The following is a 16775-nucleotide window of genomic DNA, read 5'->3' on the forward strand; positions in this document are numbered from 1 at the left end:
CGCGTTGAGACTACCGTGCGCTTCAGGCCGGGTGGAGTGCAGGCGCGGGGTGCGCCCGGACGGGCTCAGCGACGCTCCGCCTTGGCGCTGCGCGACATCAGCTCCTTCAGCGCGACCACCGGCGGCTTGCCTTCGTGGACGATCCCGACGACGGTCTCGGTGATCGGCATATCGACACCGTGCCTTCGGGCCAGATCGAGCACCGACTCACAGGACTTGACGCCTTCCGCGGTCTGCTTGGTGACCGCGATGGTCTCCTGGAGCGTCATGCCCTTGCCCAGGTTGGTGCCGAAGGTGTGGTTGCGGGAGAGCGGCGAGGAGCAGGTGGCCACCAGGTCGCCGAGTCCGGCGAGTCCGGAGAAGGTCAGCGGGTCCGCGCCCATCGCGAGACCGAGGCGGGTGGTCTCGGCGAGGCCGCGGGTGATCAGCGAGCCCTTCGCGTTGTCGCCGAGGCCCATGCCGTCGGCGATGCCGACGGCGAGTCCGATGACGTTCTTGACCGCGCCGCCCAGTTCGCAGCCCACCACGTCGGTGTTGGTGTAAGGGCGGAAGTACGGGGTGTGGCAGGCGGACTGCAGCCGCTGGGCGACGGTCTCGTCGCGGCAGGCGACGACCGCGGCGGCGGGCCGGCGCTGGGCGATCTCCCTGGCGAGGTTGGGGCCCGTGACGACCGCGACCCGCTCCGCCGGCACCTTGGCGACCTCTTCGACGACTTCGCTCATCCGCTTGGCGGTGCCGAGTTCGATGCCCTTCATCAGGGAGACGAGCACGGTGTCGGGCGCGAGCAGCGGCGTCCAGGCGGCGAGGTTGCCGCGCAGGGTCTGGGAGGGGATGGTCAGGACCGTGAAGTCCGCGTCGGCAGCGGCCTCGGCGGGGTCCGTGGTGGCCCGTACGGAGGCCGGAAGCTCAATTCCCGGAAGGTATTCCGGGTTGGTGCGGGTGAGGTTGACGGCTTCGGCGACCTCGGGACGTCGGGCCCACAGGGTCACCTCGCATCCGGCGTCGGCGAGGACCATGGCGAAGGCCGTGCCCCAGGAGCCGGTCCCGAATACTGCTGCCTTGGCGGCGCGGGTCACTTGGTGCCCTCCTCGGCGGCCTTGCGGCGCTCCTGCGCACGGACATCGCGCAGATCGTACGCGTTCTCGGGGGCCTGCTCGCCGCGGATCTCCTCCAGCAGCGCGGTGATCGCGGCCATGATGGCCTCGGTCGCCTCCTTCAGTACCTCGGGGGTCGCCTCCTGCTGGTAGAAGCGGTCGAGGTCGACCGGAGGACCGGCCTTCACCTGGAGCGTCTTGCGCGGGAAGAACCGGACCTTGTTCTCCTTGGCGTACGGCGGCATCGCCAAGTTGGCGCCCCACTGGGCGACCGGAATGACCGGCGCCTTGGTCATCATCGCCGCCCGCGCGACTCCGGTCTTGGCGGTCATCGGCCACATGCCCGGATCGCGGGTGAGCGTGCCCTCGGGATAGAAGGCGACGCATTCGCCGTGCTCGACGGCGTCGACGGCCGCGCGGAAGGCGCCGAAGGCGTTGGAGGACTCCCGGTAGACGGGAATCTGGCCGGTGCCACGCAACAGGATGCCCACGCCGGGCGCTTTGAAGAGCACCGCCTTGGCGAGGAATCGGGGCACCCGTCCGCTGTTGTACTGGAAGTGCCCGTAGGAGAACATGTCGAGATACGAGTTGTGATTGATAGCGGTGATGAATCCGCCGTCCGCCGGAATGTGTTCCATTCCCTGCCAGTCCCGCTTGAACAGAAGCAAGAGCGGCGGTTTAGCGATGACCGCCGCCAGGCGGTACCAGAAGCCGATTCTACGGCGGGACACTCGGACACCTTCCTCTATTGCCGGGCTCCTGCCCGGCTGCTGGGGGTCAAGTGTCGCCCCAGGCCCCTGGTCTGTCGAGAACACCGTACGCCTCGGCCCCCCGGGACCGGGCCCCCGGCCGGCACGGGCTCGGGCGAGAATAGGGCCCGATGCGCATGGACGGAGAGCTCGCCACGAACACCGACCCGATGGACGGCTGGTCCCTGGTGGTCCCGCTGAAGCCCCTTGTCGTGGCGAAGAGCAGGCTCGCCACCGCCGCGGACGACATGCTGCGTCCGCATCTCGCGCTCGCCTTCGCCCAGGACACCGTGGCGGCGGCGCTGGCGTGCGCGGCAGTGCGGGATGTGGCGGTCGTCACGGACGACCCGGCAGCCGGTGCCGAGCTGGCCGGGCTGGGCGCGCGCATCGTTGCGGACACCCCCGCGGCCGGACTCAACGCGGCTCTCGCGCACGGGGCGGACGCGGTGCGGGCACGGCGTCCGCACGCGGCGGTGGCGGCACTCAACGCCGACCTGCCCGCATTGCGCCCGCCCGAATTGGCGCGGGTCCTCGCACACGCTTCGGCATTTCCCCGGGCATTTCTTACGGATGCGGCCGGAATCGGTACCACTTTACTGACGGCGACCCCGGGCACGGAATTGCGCCCGGCTTTCGGGGGCCGCTCCCGGCGTCGGCATTTGGCGTCGGGGGCCGCGGAAATCCTGCTCGAAGGCGTCGATTCGGTACGGCAGGACGTGGACACCGGGGACGATCTGGCGCTGGCGCTGGCACTGGGAGTGGGGCCGCGGACGGCGGAGCGCTGGGCCGCCGGTACCCCTGCGCTGGAGGGCTAGGGTCTTTCGTTTGGCTCAGGCCTGATCCAAACGAACGGCCCTAGGTCTTTTGTGCCGGCAGGGGCCGCCCGCCGTACGGACGGTTCGGCAGGAGTCGGCGGAAAGGCCCTAGGCTGGCGCCATGCAGGCGACCTCGTACACCTACGACTTTGAGACCCGCAGCGGGAGCGTGCTCCTCGACGACGGCACCCCGGTGGACTTCGACGCCGCGGCCTTCGACGCGGGCGGTCTGCGGCTGCTGCGGCCGGGCCAGCGGGTCCGGATCGAGACCGAGGGCGAAGGCGACACCCTCCGGATCACGCTGGTGACGCTCCAGACCCTCTGAACGCCGGGAAACACGCCGCGGGCCGGGCTCCCCGAGGGGAGCCCGGCCCGGCGCGTGAGTGGCCCTGTGGCCTTGTGCCGCTTACGTGGCTTACTTCCTGGCGGCGGTCTTCTTGGCGGCGGAGCGTGCCGTCGCCTTCCTGGCCGGCGCCTTCTTCGCCGTCGCCTTCTTGGCCGGCGCGGTCTTCTTGGCGGCGGCCTTCTTGGTGGTCGCCTTCTTGGCGGCGGCCTTCTTGGCCGGAGTCGCCTTCTTGGCGACGGTCTTCTTCGCCGTCGCCTTCTTGGCCACGGTCTTCTTCACCGCGGTCTTCTTCACCGGCATTGCCTTCTTGGCCACGGTCTTCTTCGCCACGGCCCTCTTGGCGACGGTCTTCTTGGCGGCGGCCTTCTTGACCGTCGTACGGGTGGAAGCACCGCCCGAGAGGCTGCCCTTGGGCGCCTTCTTGACGGAGACCTCGCCACCCCTCGGGAGCTTCTTCGAGCCGCTCACCAGGTCCTTGAAGCCCTGGCCCGCGCGGAAGCGCGGAACGGAGGTCTTCTTGACCCGCACGCGCTCACCCGTCTGCGGGTTGCGGGCGTAGCGGGCCGGGCGGTCGACCTTCTCGAACGAGCCGAAGCCGGTGACCGAAACACGGTCTCCGCCGACGACTGCGCGGACGATCGCGTCAAGTACCGCGTCGACAGCGTCTGCGGCCTGCTGACGGCCGCCGACCTTGTCGGCAATCGCTTCTACGAGCTGCGCCTTGTTCACGTCTTCCCCTTCGGAGACATTGGCCGGAACGAATGCGTCCAGGCTTTTTCGCACGTTAGGCAGATATATACCGCAAATCAAACACGAAACGGGCTAATCACCCTAGTGCCGCAACGAAGTCGGTCGTCGCGGGACTTCGGGTGTCAGTCGTCTTCAGGGAATCGGCCCTCGTCGAGGTCCTTGAGTAAGCGGTCCAGACGCCTGGCCGCATCCGGGAGATCGTGCTTCGCCGCTGCCGTGACGACCAGCAGCTTCCGGGACAGCGCCATCCTTACGCCCTCCGGGACTTGCAGTTCGCGCACCCTTGTGTGCGCTTCTTTCAGTCGGGCCGCGACTGCCTCGTAGAGCTCGAGTTGGCTGTCACGTTCCATGCACCGATTGTGCCATCTGGGGCGAGTTGTCGCCCGACAGGGTCTCAACAAGCGACTGTGCCCCCCACCGGACGGTGGGGGGCACAGTAGGGGAAAACCGCTGCTCAGACCTGAATTGTGCGGGGCTTGAAGGCCGGTCGGGAGGCTTCGTAAGCCGCGATGTCCGCTTCGTTCTGAAGGGTGAGACTGATGTCGTCCAGGCCGTTCAGCAGCCTCCAGCGGGCGTTCTCGTCAAGGTCGAAGTCGGCCGTAATTCCTTCGGCCAGAACCTGTCGCTTCTCCAAGTCCACGGTCACTTCGGCCGTCGGGTCGGCCTCGATCAGCTCCCAGATCGCGTCCACGACCTTCTGGTCGAGAACCACGGTCAGCAGGCCGTTCTTGAGCGAGTTGCCGCGGAAGATGTCGGCGAAGCGGGAGGAGATGACGGCCTTGAAGCCGTAGTTCTGCAGGGCCCACACGGCGTGCTCACGGGAGGAGCCGGTACCGAAGTCGGGGCCCGCCACCAGGACCGTGGCGCCCTTGCGCTCCGGCTGATTGAGGACGAAGGAGGAGTCCTTTCGCCAGGCCTCGAAGAGCCCGTCCTCGAAGCCGTCGCGGGTGACCTTCTTCAGCCAGTGGGCCGGGATGATCTGGTCGGTGTCGACGTTGCTGCGACGCAGCGGAACGGCCCGGCCGGTGTGTGCGGTGAAAGCTTCCATGATGCTCAGACTCCGGCGGTCGCGGGGGAATCAGACAGGTCGGCGGGCGAGGCCAGATGGCCCAGTACCGCGGTGGCGGCGGCGACCTGCGGCGAGACCAGATGGGTGCGTCCGCCCTTGCCCTGCCTGCCCTCGAAGTTGCGGTTGGAGGTGGATGCGGAGCGCTCGCCGGGGGCCAGTTGGTCAGGGTTCATGCCCAGGCACATCGAGCAGCCCGCGTGCCGCCATTCGGCGCCCGCGTCGGTGAAGACGGTGTTCAGACCCTCCTCGACGGCCTGCAGCGCGACCCGTACGGAGCCGGGGACCACCAGCATCCGTACGCCGTCGGCGACTTTGCGGCCTTCAAGAACGGCCGCGGCAGAGCGCAGGTCTTCGATACGGCCGTTGGTGCAGGAGCCTACGAAGACGGTGTCCACCTTGATGTCCCGCAGCCGCTGCCCGGCACTCAACCCCATGTATTCCAGGGCCCTTTCGGCGGCGTGGCGCTCCGAAGCGTCCTCGTACGAAGCCGGGTCGGGGACATCGGCGGACAGGGGCGCGCCCTGGCCGGGGTTGGTGCCCCAGGTGACGAACGGCGCCAGTTCGGTGGCGTCGATGAGCACCTCGGCGTCGAAGACCGCGTCGTCGTCGGTGCGCAGCGTCTTCCAGTACTCGACGGCGGCGTCCCAGTCCTCGCCCGCGGGGGCGTGGTCGCGGCCCCGCAGATACTCGAAGGTGGTCTCGTCCGGGGCGATCATGCCCGCGCGGGCACCGGCCTCGATCGACATGTTGCAGATGGTCATCCGGGCCTCCATCGAGAGCTTCTCGATGGCGGGGCCGCGGTACTCCAGGATGTATCCCTGGCCGCCGCCGGTGCCGATCCGGGCGATGATGGCCAGGATGAGGTCCTTGGCGGTGACGCCGTCGGGCAGTTCGCCCTCGACCGTGATGGCCATGGTCCTGGGGCGGGCCAGTGGCAGTGTCTGCGTGGCCAGGACATGCTCCACCTGGGAGGTGCCGATGCCGAACGCGAGCGCGCCGAAGGCGCCGTGGGTGGAGGTGTGCGAGTCACCGCAGACCACGGTGGTGCCGGGCTGGGTCAGGCCCAGCTGCGGGCCCACGACGTGGACGACACCCTGCTCGACATCGCCCAGCGGGTGCAGCCGTACGCCGAACTCCGCGCAGTTCTTGCGCAGCGTTTCCAACTGCGCGCGGGAGACCGGGTCCGCGATGGGCTTGTCGATGTCGAGGGTCGGGGTGTTGTGGTCCTCGGTCGCGATGGTGAGGTCGAGGCGCCGCACGGGCCGGGCGTTCTGACGGAGACCGTCGAAGGCCTGGGGGCTGGTGACCTCGTGCAGCAGATGCAGATCGATGAAGAGGAGGTCGGGCTCGCCCTCGGCGCGCCGGACGACATGGTCGTCCCAGACCTTCTCCGCGAGTGTCCTACCCATCGCTTTCCCTCCGGCCGGCTGGTGCGCCGGCACTCCTAGAGATCGTGTGCGAAACCCGTTGGTCCGCGGGCCGCACCTACAGCCTCGCAAGTTCCCGGGAAATTTGAACTTGCGTTTCACAGTGTGAGACGTGAGTATCGTTGCATGGACAACTCTAGCGGCGTCGGCGTTCTCGACAAGGCAGCTCTGGTACTGAGCGCTCTGGAGTCCGGTCCGGCCACCCTCGCCGGGCTGGTCGCGGCGACAGGGCTCGCACGACCCACGGCACATCGCCTTGCCGTGGCACTGGAACACCACCGGATGGTGGCGAGGGACATGCAGGGCCGGTTCATCCTCGGTCCGCGGCTGGCGGAGCTCGCCGCCGCGGCGGGCGAGGACCGGCTGCTGGCCACGGCCGGGCCCGTGCTCACGCATCTGCGCGATGTCACCGGCGAGAGCGCGCAGCTCTACCGGCGGCAGGGAGACATGCGCATCTGCGTGGCCGCGGCGGAACGGCTGTCCGGACTTAGGGACACCGTGCCGGTCGGCTCCACGCTCACCATGAAGGCCGGCTCGTCGGCCCAGATCCTCATGGCCTGGGAGGAGCCGGAGCGTCTGCACCGGGGCCTCCAGGGCGCCCGCTTCACGGCCACGGCCCTCTCCGGAGTACGGCGCCGGGGCTGGGCCCAGTCGATCGGCGAGCGCGAGCCGGGCGTGGCCTCGGTCTCCGCACCGGTGCGGGGGCCCTCGAACCGCGTGGTCGCGGCCGTCTCGGTCTCCGGACCGATCGAGCGCCTGACCCGCCACCCGGGCCGGATGCACGCCCAGGCGGTCATCGACGCGGCCGGCCGACTGAGCGAGGCGCTCCGCCGCACCGGCTGAAGTGCCTGATGGCGCGTCCTCAGGCACTTCAGCCGGAGGACGCGCCCTCGGTCGGCGGGCGAGCCGGGATCCGCCGGCCCGCCCGGCGGCCCGGACACCCCCGACCGGGGGCCGGCCCGATCCGGGCCCCCGGATCCCGGCCTCACAGCTCGCGGGCCGGGCCCGATCCGTTCCCCGGATCCCCGCCTCAGATCGAGCGCGGCCCCGCGCAGACCGCCCGCAGCCGCAGACCGCTGCCCGGCTCCGCCCGGACGTCCAGGAACTCAGAGAGCGTCCGTACCAGCCACAGCGCGTCCGCCCGCGACGGCTCCGGCCCCGGCGGGACGAACCCCTCGAAGCGTCCGGGGCGGGCGCTACGCCCCCGGGCCAGCAGGTCCCACACCACCGCGCCCGGCTCCTCCCATGCCCGTATCTCCGCACCGGCCGCACCCCGCGCCAGCAACCAGGTCAGCGCCTCGTAGACCAGAATCTCGGCCTGGGCGACGCGCTCCCCCTCAAGGCCCGCAGCCGCTGCCCGCAGCCTCGCGAAGCGCCGTACGGCCCCCATCGGGGCCGACGGCTCCAGGAGCGCCGCGTTCGCGGGCGGCGGCGCCAGCGGCCGTTCCCCGGCCGCCGCAAAGACCTCCGGGTCCGTGTACGTCCCGCAGGGCAGCACCAGATCCCCCGCCATATGGCGCGGATGGGTCGCCCATGCCGCCTCGACGACATGATCCGGCACGGTCCGGGTGTCGTACGGGCAGATCATCCGGGCCCCGGTGTGGGCGAGGAGCACATTGAGGCCCGACTCCATCCGCTTCCAGTCGGCGATCTGCCGTTCGCACTTCCCGGCCCAGACCGGCTCGGCGATCATCCGCACCGGGCGCCCCGGCGTCCGGAAGCGGTCCACGTACCGCAGGAAGGCGGCGACCCGCTCCACCGGGCGGCGGCCGAAGTGCGCGGTCTCGGCGGTGTCGAGTCCGTACGCTCGCTCCCCGAGCGCGTCCCTCAGGAGCCGGATGTTCGCGGGGGTGGTGGCGGCGAGCACCGGCTCCCCCGCGTCCAGCCCCTCACAGGCGAACGGCACCGCCGTCGACAGGAACCCTTCCGCGTCTTCGTAGAGGCAGGCGTAGTGCTCGAATCCGCCGCGGACCGGGTCAGTTGACACGCCGGTCCCCCAGCCGCAGGCCGGGGGTGTCGTCCCAGCCGACGAGTGAGATCACCTTGCGCAGATGCGGGGCGAGGCCGGTCAACTCCACGTGGTGGCCTGGGTTTCGCGTCCGGGCGAAGCCGATCAGCATACGCAGTCCGCCGAGGTCGAGGAACTCCAGCCCGGAGAGATCGAGTTGGAGATCACCGTCGACGGGCGCGATCACATCGAGCGCACCGCGCAGATGCCGGTGCGTGCGGACGTCGACGACGCCCTCGATCCGCAGGCCGGGAGGCCGGCGGATGCGCGCGATGCGTAACTCCGCGGTGCGTACGAGGGATTCCGCGCCGACAGCGTCCATGCGCGGAGTATCCGCCCGGGGCGGGCACCGGAGGAAGGCTCGAGAACCAGCCGCCGCATGGAGCCGTACACACAAAGAGACCCTCCGCGGTATGCGGAGAGCCTCCTCGATCTGTACCCCCGACCGGATTCGAACCGGCGCTACCGCCTTGAGAGGGCGGCGTGCTAGGCCGCTACACAACGGGGGCCTTGCGGATGAGCTCCGCGAGCTGGGCTACCAGGACTCGAACCTAGAATGACGGTACCAGAAACCGTAGTGTTGCCAATTACACCATAGCCCATTGGCCTAGACCAGTACCCCCGACCGGATTCGAACCGGCGCTACCGCCTTGAGAGGGCGGCGTGCTAGGCCGCTACACAACGGGGGCCCTAGCGATCCCACCCGGCCTGAGCCGGGTGATGTCACTGCGCGTTCATCGGGTGCGACCCTGATGATCAGCAGGATGGATCTGTACCCCCGACCGGATTCGAACCGGCGCTACTGCCTTGAGAGGGCAGCGTGCTAGGCCGCTACACAACGGGGGCTTTGCAGATGAGCTCTGCGAGCTGGCCTACCAGGACTCGAACCTAGACTAACTGAACCAGAATCAGTCGTGCTGCCAATTACACCATAGGCCATCAAAACTCAACCCCTCGCGAGGGGTCTTGTTTGGATTGCGCTTCCGGATCCGGGTCTTGGTCCCGCTCCCCTCGGCGCAGGAAGAACATTACCTGAAGGTGTCCGGCGCTCCAAAACGGGTATCGCGCCGCAACAGGCCGGGGAGCTGGTCGAGACCGGTGATGCGGATGAGCTCGGGACGGCCACCGAGACCGGCGCGGTCCAGCCAGATGCCGGTGAGCCCCGCGGCCACCGCCCCCTGCGCGTCGATGTCGGGCTGGTCCCCCACGTACGCGACCTCCTCCGGCGACAGCGCGAGGGCGTCGCACGCGGCGTGGAACGCCTCGGCCGCCGGCTTGGAGACACCCAGCTCGGCGGCGCAAAGGACGGACTCGAACCGGTCGCGCACCCCAAGGACCCGCAGCTTCCGATCCTGGTTGTGGAGGGAGGAGTTGGACAGTACGGCGTGGCGGTAGCCGTCGGCCAGCAGATCCAGCGCGGGGACGGCGTCGGGAAAGAGCGACCAGGCGGCCTCGAAGTGGACGATGTAGCGGTCGAACCAGGCGTCGGCTTGGTCATCGTCGAGCGGCCTGCCGGTGAAGGACCTCACACGGTCGCGGCGCTGGCCCTGCCAGTCCGTCTCGCCGGCGGAGAAGCGCGCCCAGTGCTCGGCGGTGATCTCCCGCCAACGGCCGAGGGCCTGGTCGACGGTGACGTACCCGTCGGCCAGGCCCTCGGCCCGAAGGTGTCGATGCATACCGGTCCGGTCGGCGTGGGCGTAGTCGAAGATCGTGTCGTCGATGTCCCACAGAACCGCGCGGATCGCCATGATCCGAGCTTAGGGCGCGCGCCTCGGCGGTGCCTCGCCCTTGCCCGAACCGCCCGGACCTCGCCCGGTGTGCCCTTACGCCGTCAGCTTCGCCAGCGCGGCGTCGATGCGGGCGAGGGTCTTGTCCTTGCCCAGGATCTCCAGCGACTCGAAGAGCGGCAGGCCCACCGTGCGTCCGGTGACCGCGACGCGGACCGGGGCCTGGGCCTTGCCGAGCTTCAGGCCGTGCTCCTCGCCCGCCGCCAGGACCGCGCTCTTCAGGGACTCGGCACTGGACCAGTCGGCCCCGTCCAGCTTCTCGCGGGCCGTGCGCAGCAGGGCGTCGGAGCCCTCCTTCATCGCCTTGGCCCAGGACGCCTCGTCCTCGACCGGGCTGTCCAGGAAGAGGAAGTCGACATTGGCCGTGATGTCCGAGAGAACGGTCAGCCGGGTCTGGGCGTAGGGGGCGATCGCCTCCCAGGCCGCCTGGTCGAACTGCTCGGGTGACCAGTTGGCGTGCGGGGCGCGCAGCCAGGGGGCGCACGCCTCGGTGAACGCCTTCACATCGAGCAGGCGGATGTGGTCGGCGTTGATCGCCTCGGCCTTCTTGAGGTCGAAGCGGGCCGGGTTGGCGTTGACATCGGCGATGTCGAACTTCGCCACCATCTGATCGATCGAGAAGACGTCCTGGTCGGCCGAGAAGGACCAGCCGAGGAGGGAGAGGTAGTTGAGCAGGCCCTCGGGGAGGAAGCCGCGCTCCCGGTAGATGTTCAGGGACGCCTGCGGGTCGCGCTTGGAGAGCTTCTTGTTTCCCTCGCCCATCACGTACGGGAGGTGGCCGAAGGCCGGGATCTCCTTGGCGATGCCCAGCTCGATCAGCGCCTTGTAGAGCGCGATCTGGCGCGGGGTCGAGGAGAGCAGGTCCTCGCCGCGCAGCACGTGCGTGATCTCCATCAGCGCGTCGTCGACCGGGTTGACCAGCGTGTAGAGCGGGGCGCCGTTGGCGCGGACGATGCCGTAGTCCGGGACGTTGTCCGGGGTGAAGGTGAGCTCGCCGCGGACCAGGTCCGTGAAGGTGATCGGCCCGTCGGGCATCTTGAAGCGGACGATGGCGGTGCGGCCCTCGGCCTCGTACGCCGCCTTCTGCTCGGAGCTCAGCGTCCGGCACTGGCCGTCGTAGCCGGAGGGCTTGCCGGCCGCGCGGGCGGCGTCGCGGCGGGCGTCCAGTTCCTCGGTGGTGCAGTAGCAGTGGTACGCGTACCCGCCGGCCAGCAGCTTCTCGGCGACGTCCTGGTAGAGGTCCATCCGCTGCGACTGACGGTAGGGCGGGTGAGGGCCGCCGGTCTCGGGGCCCTCGTCCCAGTCCAGACCCAGCCAGCGCATCGAGTCGAGCAGCTGGTTGTACGACTCCTCGGAGTCGCGCGCCGCGTCGGTGTCCTCGATACGGAAGACCATGGTGCCGCCGTTGTGCCGGGCGTAGGCCCAGTTGAACAGGGCGGTGCGGACCAGGCCCACGTGGGGGTTGCCGGTCGGGGAGGGACAGAAACGTACGCGGACGGGTCCGTTAGCCACGCTTGATCACCTTGTTGGTGAGAGTGCCGATGCCTTGAATGGTGACGGCGACCTCGTCGCCGACGTTGAGAGGGCCGACCCCGGCCGGGGTGCCGGTGAGGATGACGTCGCCCGGAAGCAGCGTCATCGCCTCGGAGATGTTGACGATCAACTCCTCGATGGAGTGGATCATCTGGCTCGTCCTGCCGAGCTGGCGCTGTTCGCCGTTGACCGTGCACTGGATCGCCAGGTCACCGGGGTCGAGGTCGGTCTCCACCCAGGGTCCGAGCGGGCAGGAGCTGTCGAAGCCCTTGGCCCTGGCCCACTGCTTCTCGCGCTTCTGGACGTCGCGCGCGGTGACGTCATTGGCGCAGGTGTAGCCCAGGATGACGTCCTTGACGCGCTCGCGCGGAACCTCGCGGCACATGCGCCCGATCACCACGGCCAGTTCCGCCTCGTGGTGGAGCTCCTGCGAGAACGAGGGGTACGCGATGGGGTCGCCGGGGCCGACCACCGAGGTGGAGGGCTTGAAGAAGGCGAACGGCGCGTCCGGGACCTCGTTGCCGAGCTCCGCCGCGTGTTCCGCGTAGTTGCGGCCGAAGGCCACGACCTTGTTGGGAAGCACGGGCGGCAGCAGCCGGACCTTGCTCAGCGGGACCTTCGTGCCGGAGAGCTCGAAGTCCGCGAACGGGATGCCCTTGATGATGTCGAGGACGAGACCGGGGGAATCGACGGTGTCGTCGCCCTCGACCGCGCCGAAGGCGACATTGCCGTCGATGGAGAACCTGGCGATGCGCACGGGATGCGGATGCCCCTCTGCTACTGATCGGGCTGGCTGGAGTCTGACGCTCCAGGCTAACGCGGCAGGGGCCGCCGCCTCGCGCACTACTACGCGGGGGCGTCCATGAGGACCGTGCGGCGGGGGTTGGCGGTCTGCGTGGGAAGATCCATCGTGTGCTCCGGCTGCTCCGGCATCTGCAGCTCCACGTCATCCTGGAGGTGGGCGAGGGTGGTGCGCCGGGGGTTGGCTATGTTGCGGAACATCATCGTCGTCTTCATCGGTTGTTTCAGACCTTGTCGGGGTACGGGCGCATGGTGAACGCCGGTTGACGGATTTCCCATCCCTGTAAAGCGTCAGGCTAAACATCCAATTCCCCGGGAAAGGCCAGAAGAGTCGGCGATCTACGTGTGAGTTTCCTCACCACTTGCGCCCCAATTCGCCCATTCCGGACAGTGGATCACCGACACGGAAACAGACATTGCGCCACTGAAGCAGTCATTCCGCTCCTGATCATGGCCACTGAGGCACCCCCGGCACGTAAGGAACTCGTAAGGAAAAGTCCGTTTCGCCCGAGAACGGTTTCTACCGCTTGTGACACGGCGCTTACACCGTGTCATCCAGGTCACAGGCCGGTACGTGGCTCTTGTTGGAGATCCTGCACTGTGCTGGAATTCCACGCACCGCCGCGGTTTCAGACCGGCGCGCAAGGGCGCAACGCAGCGCCGATATGCGGCGGGAAAGGGGGGAAGCGCCGGTCGCTCAACGACCACCATGGGACGCGTTCTGCGTCCCACGACGCCGACACCGTCCCGCCGTGCAAGCGGAGGGACGCCTGGTCCAGAGGTTGCGACGCTAGTGCAGGGACGTTTCAAGAGGGATGGCAGCGCTGCGGCGGAACAGGAGCCGCGCGGCGGGACCGACCGCGGCTCCTCGCCCCAGCACACCCAAAACCAGGGACCGGCGGCGCCCGGCGACAGCGGTGCACGTACCGCTCGCCCCGGCGCGGTGGCACCCCGGGGCGACGGGCCCAAGGCCCCACCGAAGTCGAAGGGACCGACGGACACAGGGTCGCGAATAGCCCTGCGCAACTGGCGAATCAGCACGCGACTCGTTTCGCTGCTGACTCTCCCGGTCGTCGCCGCGACCACGCTGGGCGGACTCCGTATCAACGAGTCCATGGGCGACATGCGGCAGCTGGAGCACATGCAGCTGCTCACCAAGATGACCAAGCAGGCCACCGACCTGGCGCAGGCGCTCCAGTCGGAGCGCGACCTGTCGGCCGGTCCGCTGTCCAACAAGCCCAACGACTTCTCCGACTTCAAGGTCGCGGGCCCCCGGTCCGCCACCGACCGCGCCCGCAAGTCGTTCCTCGAAGCGACCCGTGACATCCCCAACACGGACTCCGACGAGGCGCTGGAGAGCATCCGCGCCAACGCGAACCAGATCGCCGTCCAGGTCAACGGGCTCAACGACATCCGTCAGGGGGCGTACGCCCCCGGCATCGCGCACTCGCTGACGGTCGACAAGTACAGCCGGCTGATCAGCTCCCTGCTGAGCCTCTCCCAGGACATGGCCCAGGCGACCAGCAACCCGGACATGATCAAGCGGACCCGCGCTCTGGCGGCCTTCTCCGCCGCCAAGGAGTACGCCTCCGTCCAGCGCGCGATCATCGCCGCCGCCCTCCCCGGCGGTGCCGACGACAAGGACGGTCCCGGCCTCACCGAGAACGACCGGCTCTACGGCCAGGCCGCCCGTGAGAACGGCGAGTCCGAGCTGAAGGCCTTCCGGGCGATCTACTCGTCGGCGGGCGACAACGCCGAGGAGCTGACCGACCCGCTGGATAACGGCAACCCGACCATCGAGGCGTCGGAGCAGTACGCCAAGCGCGTTCTCGACAACAAGAACGGCATGGCCAGCCAGGAAAAGCGTTCGCACCTGGACTGGACCGACGACTACTCCGTCCGTATCCAGGCCATGAAGACCATCGAGGCCACACTGCTCGGCCAGATGGAGAGCAAGGCCCGTGAGCTGCGCGATCAGTCGCAGCGCGACGCGATCATCAACGGTGCCCTGATCCTTGTCGTCCTCGGCGTCTCGCTCGTCGGCGCCTTCGTCGTGGCCCGCTCCATGATCCGCTCGCTGCGCCGCCTCCAGGACACGGCGACCAAGGTCGCCCAGGACCGGCTGCCCGAGCTCGTCAAGCAGCTGTCCGAGTCCGACCCGCAGGACGTCGACACCTCCGTCGAATCGGTCGGTGTGCACTCCCGGGACGAGATCGGCCAGGTGGCCGCGGCCTTCGACGACGTGCACCGCGAGGCAGTCCGCCTCGCCGCCGAGCAGGCCCTTCTGCGGGGCAACGTCAACGCGATGTTCACCAACCTCTCGCGGCGCAGCCAGGGTCTTATCCAGCGTCAGCTCTCGCTCATCTCCGAGCTGGAGTCCCGCGAGGCCGACCCGGACCAGCTGTCCTCGCTGTTCAAGCTGGACCACCTCGCGACCCGTATGCGCCGGAACGGCGAAAACCTCCTCGTCCTCGCGGGCGAGGAGCCGGGCCGCCGGTGGACCCGGCCGGTCCCGCTGGTCGACGTGCTCCGCGCCGCCGCCTCCGAGGTGGAGCAGTACGAGCGCATCGAGCTCGCCTCGGTCCCCACGACCGAGGTCGCGGGCCGGGTCGTCAACGACCTCGTGCACCTCCTCGCCGAGCTGCTCGAGAACGCGACCTCCTTCTCCTCCCCGCAGACCAAGGTCCGTGTCACCGGTCACGCGCTGCCCGACGGCCGCGTTCTGGTCGAGATCCACGACACCGGCATCGGCCTCTCCCCCGAGGACCTGGCCGCGATCAACGAGCGGCTGGCATCACCGCCCACCGTGGATGTCTCGGTCTCGCGCCGCATGGGTCTGTTCGTGGTCGGCCGCCTGTCCCTGCGGCACGGCATCCGTATCCAGCTGCGTCCCTCCGACTCCGGCGGCACGACCGCGCTGGTCATGCTGCCCGTCGATGTCGCCCACGGCGGCACGAAGCCCTCGACCGGTATGCCCGGTGGAGGCGGCCAGGGCGCGGTTCCCCCCGCGCAGGGCGGTCCCGCAGGACTCGGCGGCCGTCCCGGCAACGGCGGTCCCGGTGGAGCCGGCGGCGGCAACCGCCCCGGCCTCGGCGGCGGATCCGGCGCAGGTCTCGGCGGCGCGCCCGCCGGCGGGCGGCTCGGCGCCGGTGCCGGTGCGCCGCGCGGCCAGGTCGGCTCGGGTGCGCGTGCCGCGCTGCCCGGCCGTGAGGGTGTTCCGCGCCAGTCCGGCCAGGGCGGCGGTCTCAGCGGTGCCTTCGGCTCGAATGCCGGCCGCGGCGGACAGGGTGGCCCCGGCCGCAACGAGAGCCGCCAGAACGGCTTCCCGCAGAGTGCTCCGGGCTCGGGCGACCGCGGCCGGCAGCTGCCGCCGTCGGGCGGTCCGCGCGCTGAGCTGCCCGGTGGCGGCCCCCGCCGCGACGAGCCGCAGCGCCCTCAGCGTGCCCAGAGCACCAGTTGGGGCAACGAGCAGCCTGCCGTACCGCAGCGCCCCGCGGACGCACCGCGCGGACACGAGGACAGCGACATCACGCGCGGTCCCGGTGCGACGGCCGAGTTCGCCCGGCCCGACTACGACGCTCCCGCGCCGCGAGGCGGCGACCGGGGCAAGGGTGGCGGCTCCACGGGCCCGTTCGTACGGCCCGATGTGTTCGGCAACCCGGATTCCTCGTCCACGGGCCAGTTCGCCCGTCCGGACCTGAACGGCTCCGCGGACCCGGCGTCCACCGCGCAGTTCGCGCGTCCGGACTTCCAGGCTCCGCAACCGCCCTCCCCGCAGCAGGCCCTGCGCCCGCGCGGTGGTCAGGACAACGCCGGCTTCCGCTCCCCGCGCCCCGCGAACGCGCTGCCCCCGCAGCCGCAGCCCGAGGCGCTCCCGCCGGCCGGTCCCGGCGACGGCCGTACCCCGCTGTACGACACGCTTGAGACGAACTGGTTCCGTGGGCAGAACGGTCAGCCTGCGCAGGAGCCGGAGCAGTCCCAGCAGTCCCCGGTACCGCAGCAGCCGACGGAGCGTCCCGCTCCGCCGATGCCGCAGCGCCCCCCCGCGCAGACCCCGGCGAACCCGGGCAACGCGTCCCACACGAGTGGCGCCAACTGGCGCACCTCGCCCAATGACGAGTTGGTGCGTCAGGCCGAGCGGGTCAGAAAGCCCGCGGCCGGCGGCGTCACCACCTCCGGTCTGCCCCGCCGGGTCCCGCGAGCCAACCTCGTGCCGGGTACCGCACAGGAGCAGAACCACCAGGCTGGACCCCAGGTTTCGCGTGCGCCCGATGACGTACGCGGCCGACTGACCAATCTCCGTCGTGGTATTCAGCAGGGCCGTCAGCAGAACAGCTCGACGACCGGCAGCTTCAACGTCGGCCCCACTCACCAGCAGGAGCGTTAGTTGAGCCCG

General features: G+C 69.6%; 16 protein-coding genes and 5 tRNA genes. 4 read left to right on the forward strand and 17 right to left on the reverse strand.

Annotation, left to right across the window (positions count from 1 at the left end; translation table 11 throughout):
* Positions 1 to 65 precede the first annotated feature (65 nt).
* Together OG293_RS09115 and OG293_RS09120 are read right to left on the reverse strand one after the other, a co-directional pair.
* Complete coding sequence (locus OG293_RS09115; protein WP_405998264.1) at positions 66 to 1076, reverse strand: NAD(P)H-dependent glycerol-3-phosphate dehydrogenase; 1011 nt, start codon at positions 1074 to 1076, stop codon at positions 66 to 68.
* Positions 1073 to 1825 carry a lysophospholipid acyltransferase family protein gene (locus tag OG293_RS09120; protein ID WP_405998265.1) on the reverse strand — a complete coding sequence of 251 codons (753 nt, stop codon included), beginning with the start codon at positions 1823 to 1825 and terminating at the stop codon, positions 1073 to 1075. The genes OG293_RS09115 and OG293_RS09120 overlap by 4 nt, the downstream gene beginning before the upstream one ends.
* Before the next feature lie 149 nt (positions 1826 to 1974).
* On the opposite strand from OG293_RS09120, the gene cofC reads away from it, so the two are divergent.
* A complete protein-coding gene (cofC, locus tag OG293_RS09125) occupies positions 1975 to 2658 on the forward strand; it encodes a 2-phospho-L-lactate guanylyltransferase (RefSeq protein ID WP_405998266.1) in 684 nt (227 codons plus the stop codon).
* A 121-nt stretch (positions 2659 to 2779) separates the two neighbouring features.
* The gene (locus OG293_RS09130) at positions 2780 to 2983 is read left to right on the forward strand and encodes a hypothetical protein (RefSeq protein WP_405998267.1); all 204 of its coding nucleotides are present in this window, start codon (positions 2780 to 2782) and stop codon (positions 2981 to 2983) included.
* Positions 2984 to 3073: 90 nt separating this feature from the next.
* Here OG293_RS09130 and OG293_RS09135 read toward each other — a convergent pair whose 3' ends face one another.
* The 4 genes from OG293_RS09135 to leuC all read right to left on the reverse strand — a co-directional run bounded on the left by OG293_RS09135 (position 3074) and on the right by leuC (position 6232).
* On the reverse strand, positions 3074 to 3733 hold the full coding sequence (locus OG293_RS09135) for an HU family DNA-binding protein (protein ID WP_405998268.1): 660 nt from the start codon (positions 3731 to 3733) through the stop codon (positions 3074 to 3076).
* A 143-nt stretch (positions 3734 to 3876) separates the two neighbouring features.
* Positions 3877 to 4104 carry a hypothetical protein gene (locus OG293_RS09140; RefSeq protein ID WP_405998269.1) on the reverse strand — a complete coding sequence of 76 codons (228 nt, stop codon included), beginning with the start codon at positions 4102 to 4104 and terminating at the stop codon, positions 3877 to 3879.
* 104 nt (positions 4105 to 4208) lie between these two features.
* On the reverse strand, positions 4209 to 4802 hold the full coding sequence (leuD, locus tag OG293_RS09145; protein WP_405998270.1) for a 3-isopropylmalate dehydratase small subunit: 594 nt from the start codon (positions 4800 to 4802) through the stop codon (positions 4209 to 4211).
* A gap of 5 nt (positions 4803 to 4807) precedes the next feature.
* On the reverse strand, positions 4808 to 6232 hold the full coding sequence (gene leuC / locus OG293_RS09150) for a 3-isopropylmalate dehydratase large subunit (RefSeq protein WP_405998271.1): 1425 nt from the start codon (positions 6230 to 6232) through the stop codon (positions 4808 to 4810).
* 144 nt (positions 6233 to 6376) lie between these two features.
* Between leuC and ndgR the strand changes: the two genes are divergently transcribed.
* Entirely contained in the window at positions 6377 to 7093 is a 717-nt protein-coding gene (ndgR, locus tag OG293_RS09155) for an IclR family transcriptional regulator NdgR (RefSeq protein WP_010984119.1), read from the forward strand.
* Between the two features lie 187 nt (positions 7094 to 7280).
* On the opposite strand, the gene OG293_RS09160 is transcribed toward ndgR, so the two are convergent.
* From OG293_RS09160 to OG293_RS09210, 11 genes are all read right to left on the reverse strand, one after another.
* Positions 7281 to 8237 (reverse strand): anti-sigma factor RsbA family regulatory protein, encoded by a 957-nt coding sequence (locus OG293_RS09160; protein WP_405998272.1) that lies wholly within the window; start codon positions 8235 to 8237, stop codon positions 7281 to 7283.
* Complete coding sequence (locus OG293_RS09165; protein WP_405998273.1) at positions 8227 to 8580, reverse strand: STAS domain-containing protein; 354 nt, start codon at positions 8578 to 8580, stop codon at positions 8227 to 8229. Before OG293_RS09165 ends, OG293_RS09160 begins: the two co-directional genes overlap by 11 nt.
* A 114-nt stretch (positions 8581 to 8694) precedes the next feature.
* Positions 8695 to 8767: transfer RNA gene (locus OG293_RS09170), tRNA-Glu, on the reverse strand.
* 21 nt (positions 8768 to 8788) lie between these two features.
* Positions 8789 to 8860, reverse strand: a tRNA-Gln gene (locus tag OG293_RS09175).
* Between the two features lie 14 nt (positions 8861 to 8874).
* Positions 8875 to 8947 (reverse strand) — tRNA-Glu (locus tag OG293_RS09180).
* Positions 8948 to 9031: 84 nt separating this feature from the next.
* Positions 9032 to 9104: transfer RNA gene (locus OG293_RS09185), tRNA-Glu, on the reverse strand.
* Between the two features lie 21 nt (positions 9105 to 9125).
* Positions 9126 to 9197, reverse strand: a tRNA-Gln gene (locus tag OG293_RS09190).
* A gap of 89 nt (positions 9198 to 9286) precedes the next feature.
* Complete coding sequence (locus tag OG293_RS09195) at positions 9287 to 10006, reverse strand: HAD family hydrolase (RefSeq protein WP_405998274.1); 720 nt, start codon at positions 10004 to 10006, stop codon at positions 9287 to 9289.
* A 75-nt stretch (positions 10007 to 10081) separates the two neighbouring features.
* Positions 10082 to 11557 (reverse strand): glutamate--tRNA ligase, encoded by a 1476-nt coding sequence (gltX, locus tag OG293_RS09200; protein ID WP_405998275.1) that lies wholly within the window; start codon positions 11555 to 11557, stop codon positions 10082 to 10084.
* Positions 11550 to 12335: a fumarylacetoacetate hydrolase family protein gene (locus OG293_RS09205; RefSeq protein ID WP_405998276.1), complete on the reverse strand. Its 786-nt coding sequence runs from the start codon at positions 12333 to 12335 to the stop codon at positions 11550 to 11552. Before OG293_RS09205 ends, gltX begins: the two co-directional genes overlap by 8 nt.
* 89 nt (positions 12336 to 12424) lie before the next feature.
* Positions 12425 to 12595 carry a hypothetical protein gene (locus OG293_RS09210; protein ID WP_405998277.1) on the reverse strand — a complete coding sequence of 57 codons (171 nt, stop codon included), beginning with the start codon at positions 12593 to 12595 and terminating at the stop codon, positions 12425 to 12427.
* A gap of 577 nt (positions 12596 to 13172) precedes the next feature.
* On the opposite strand from OG293_RS09210, the gene OG293_RS09215 reads away from it, so the two are divergent.
* Positions 13173 to 16766: a nitrate- and nitrite sensing domain-containing protein gene (locus tag OG293_RS09215; protein ID WP_405998278.1), complete on the forward strand. Its 3594-nt coding sequence runs from the start codon at positions 13173 to 13175 to the stop codon at positions 16764 to 16766.
* Positions 16767 to 16775 lie beyond the last annotated feature (9 nt).

Origin of the sequence: Streptomyces sp. NBC_00829 (assembly GCF_045161795.1) — a bacterium.
Classification (GTDB): Bacteria; Actinomycetota; Actinomycetes; order Streptomycetales; family Streptomycetaceae; genus Streptomyces.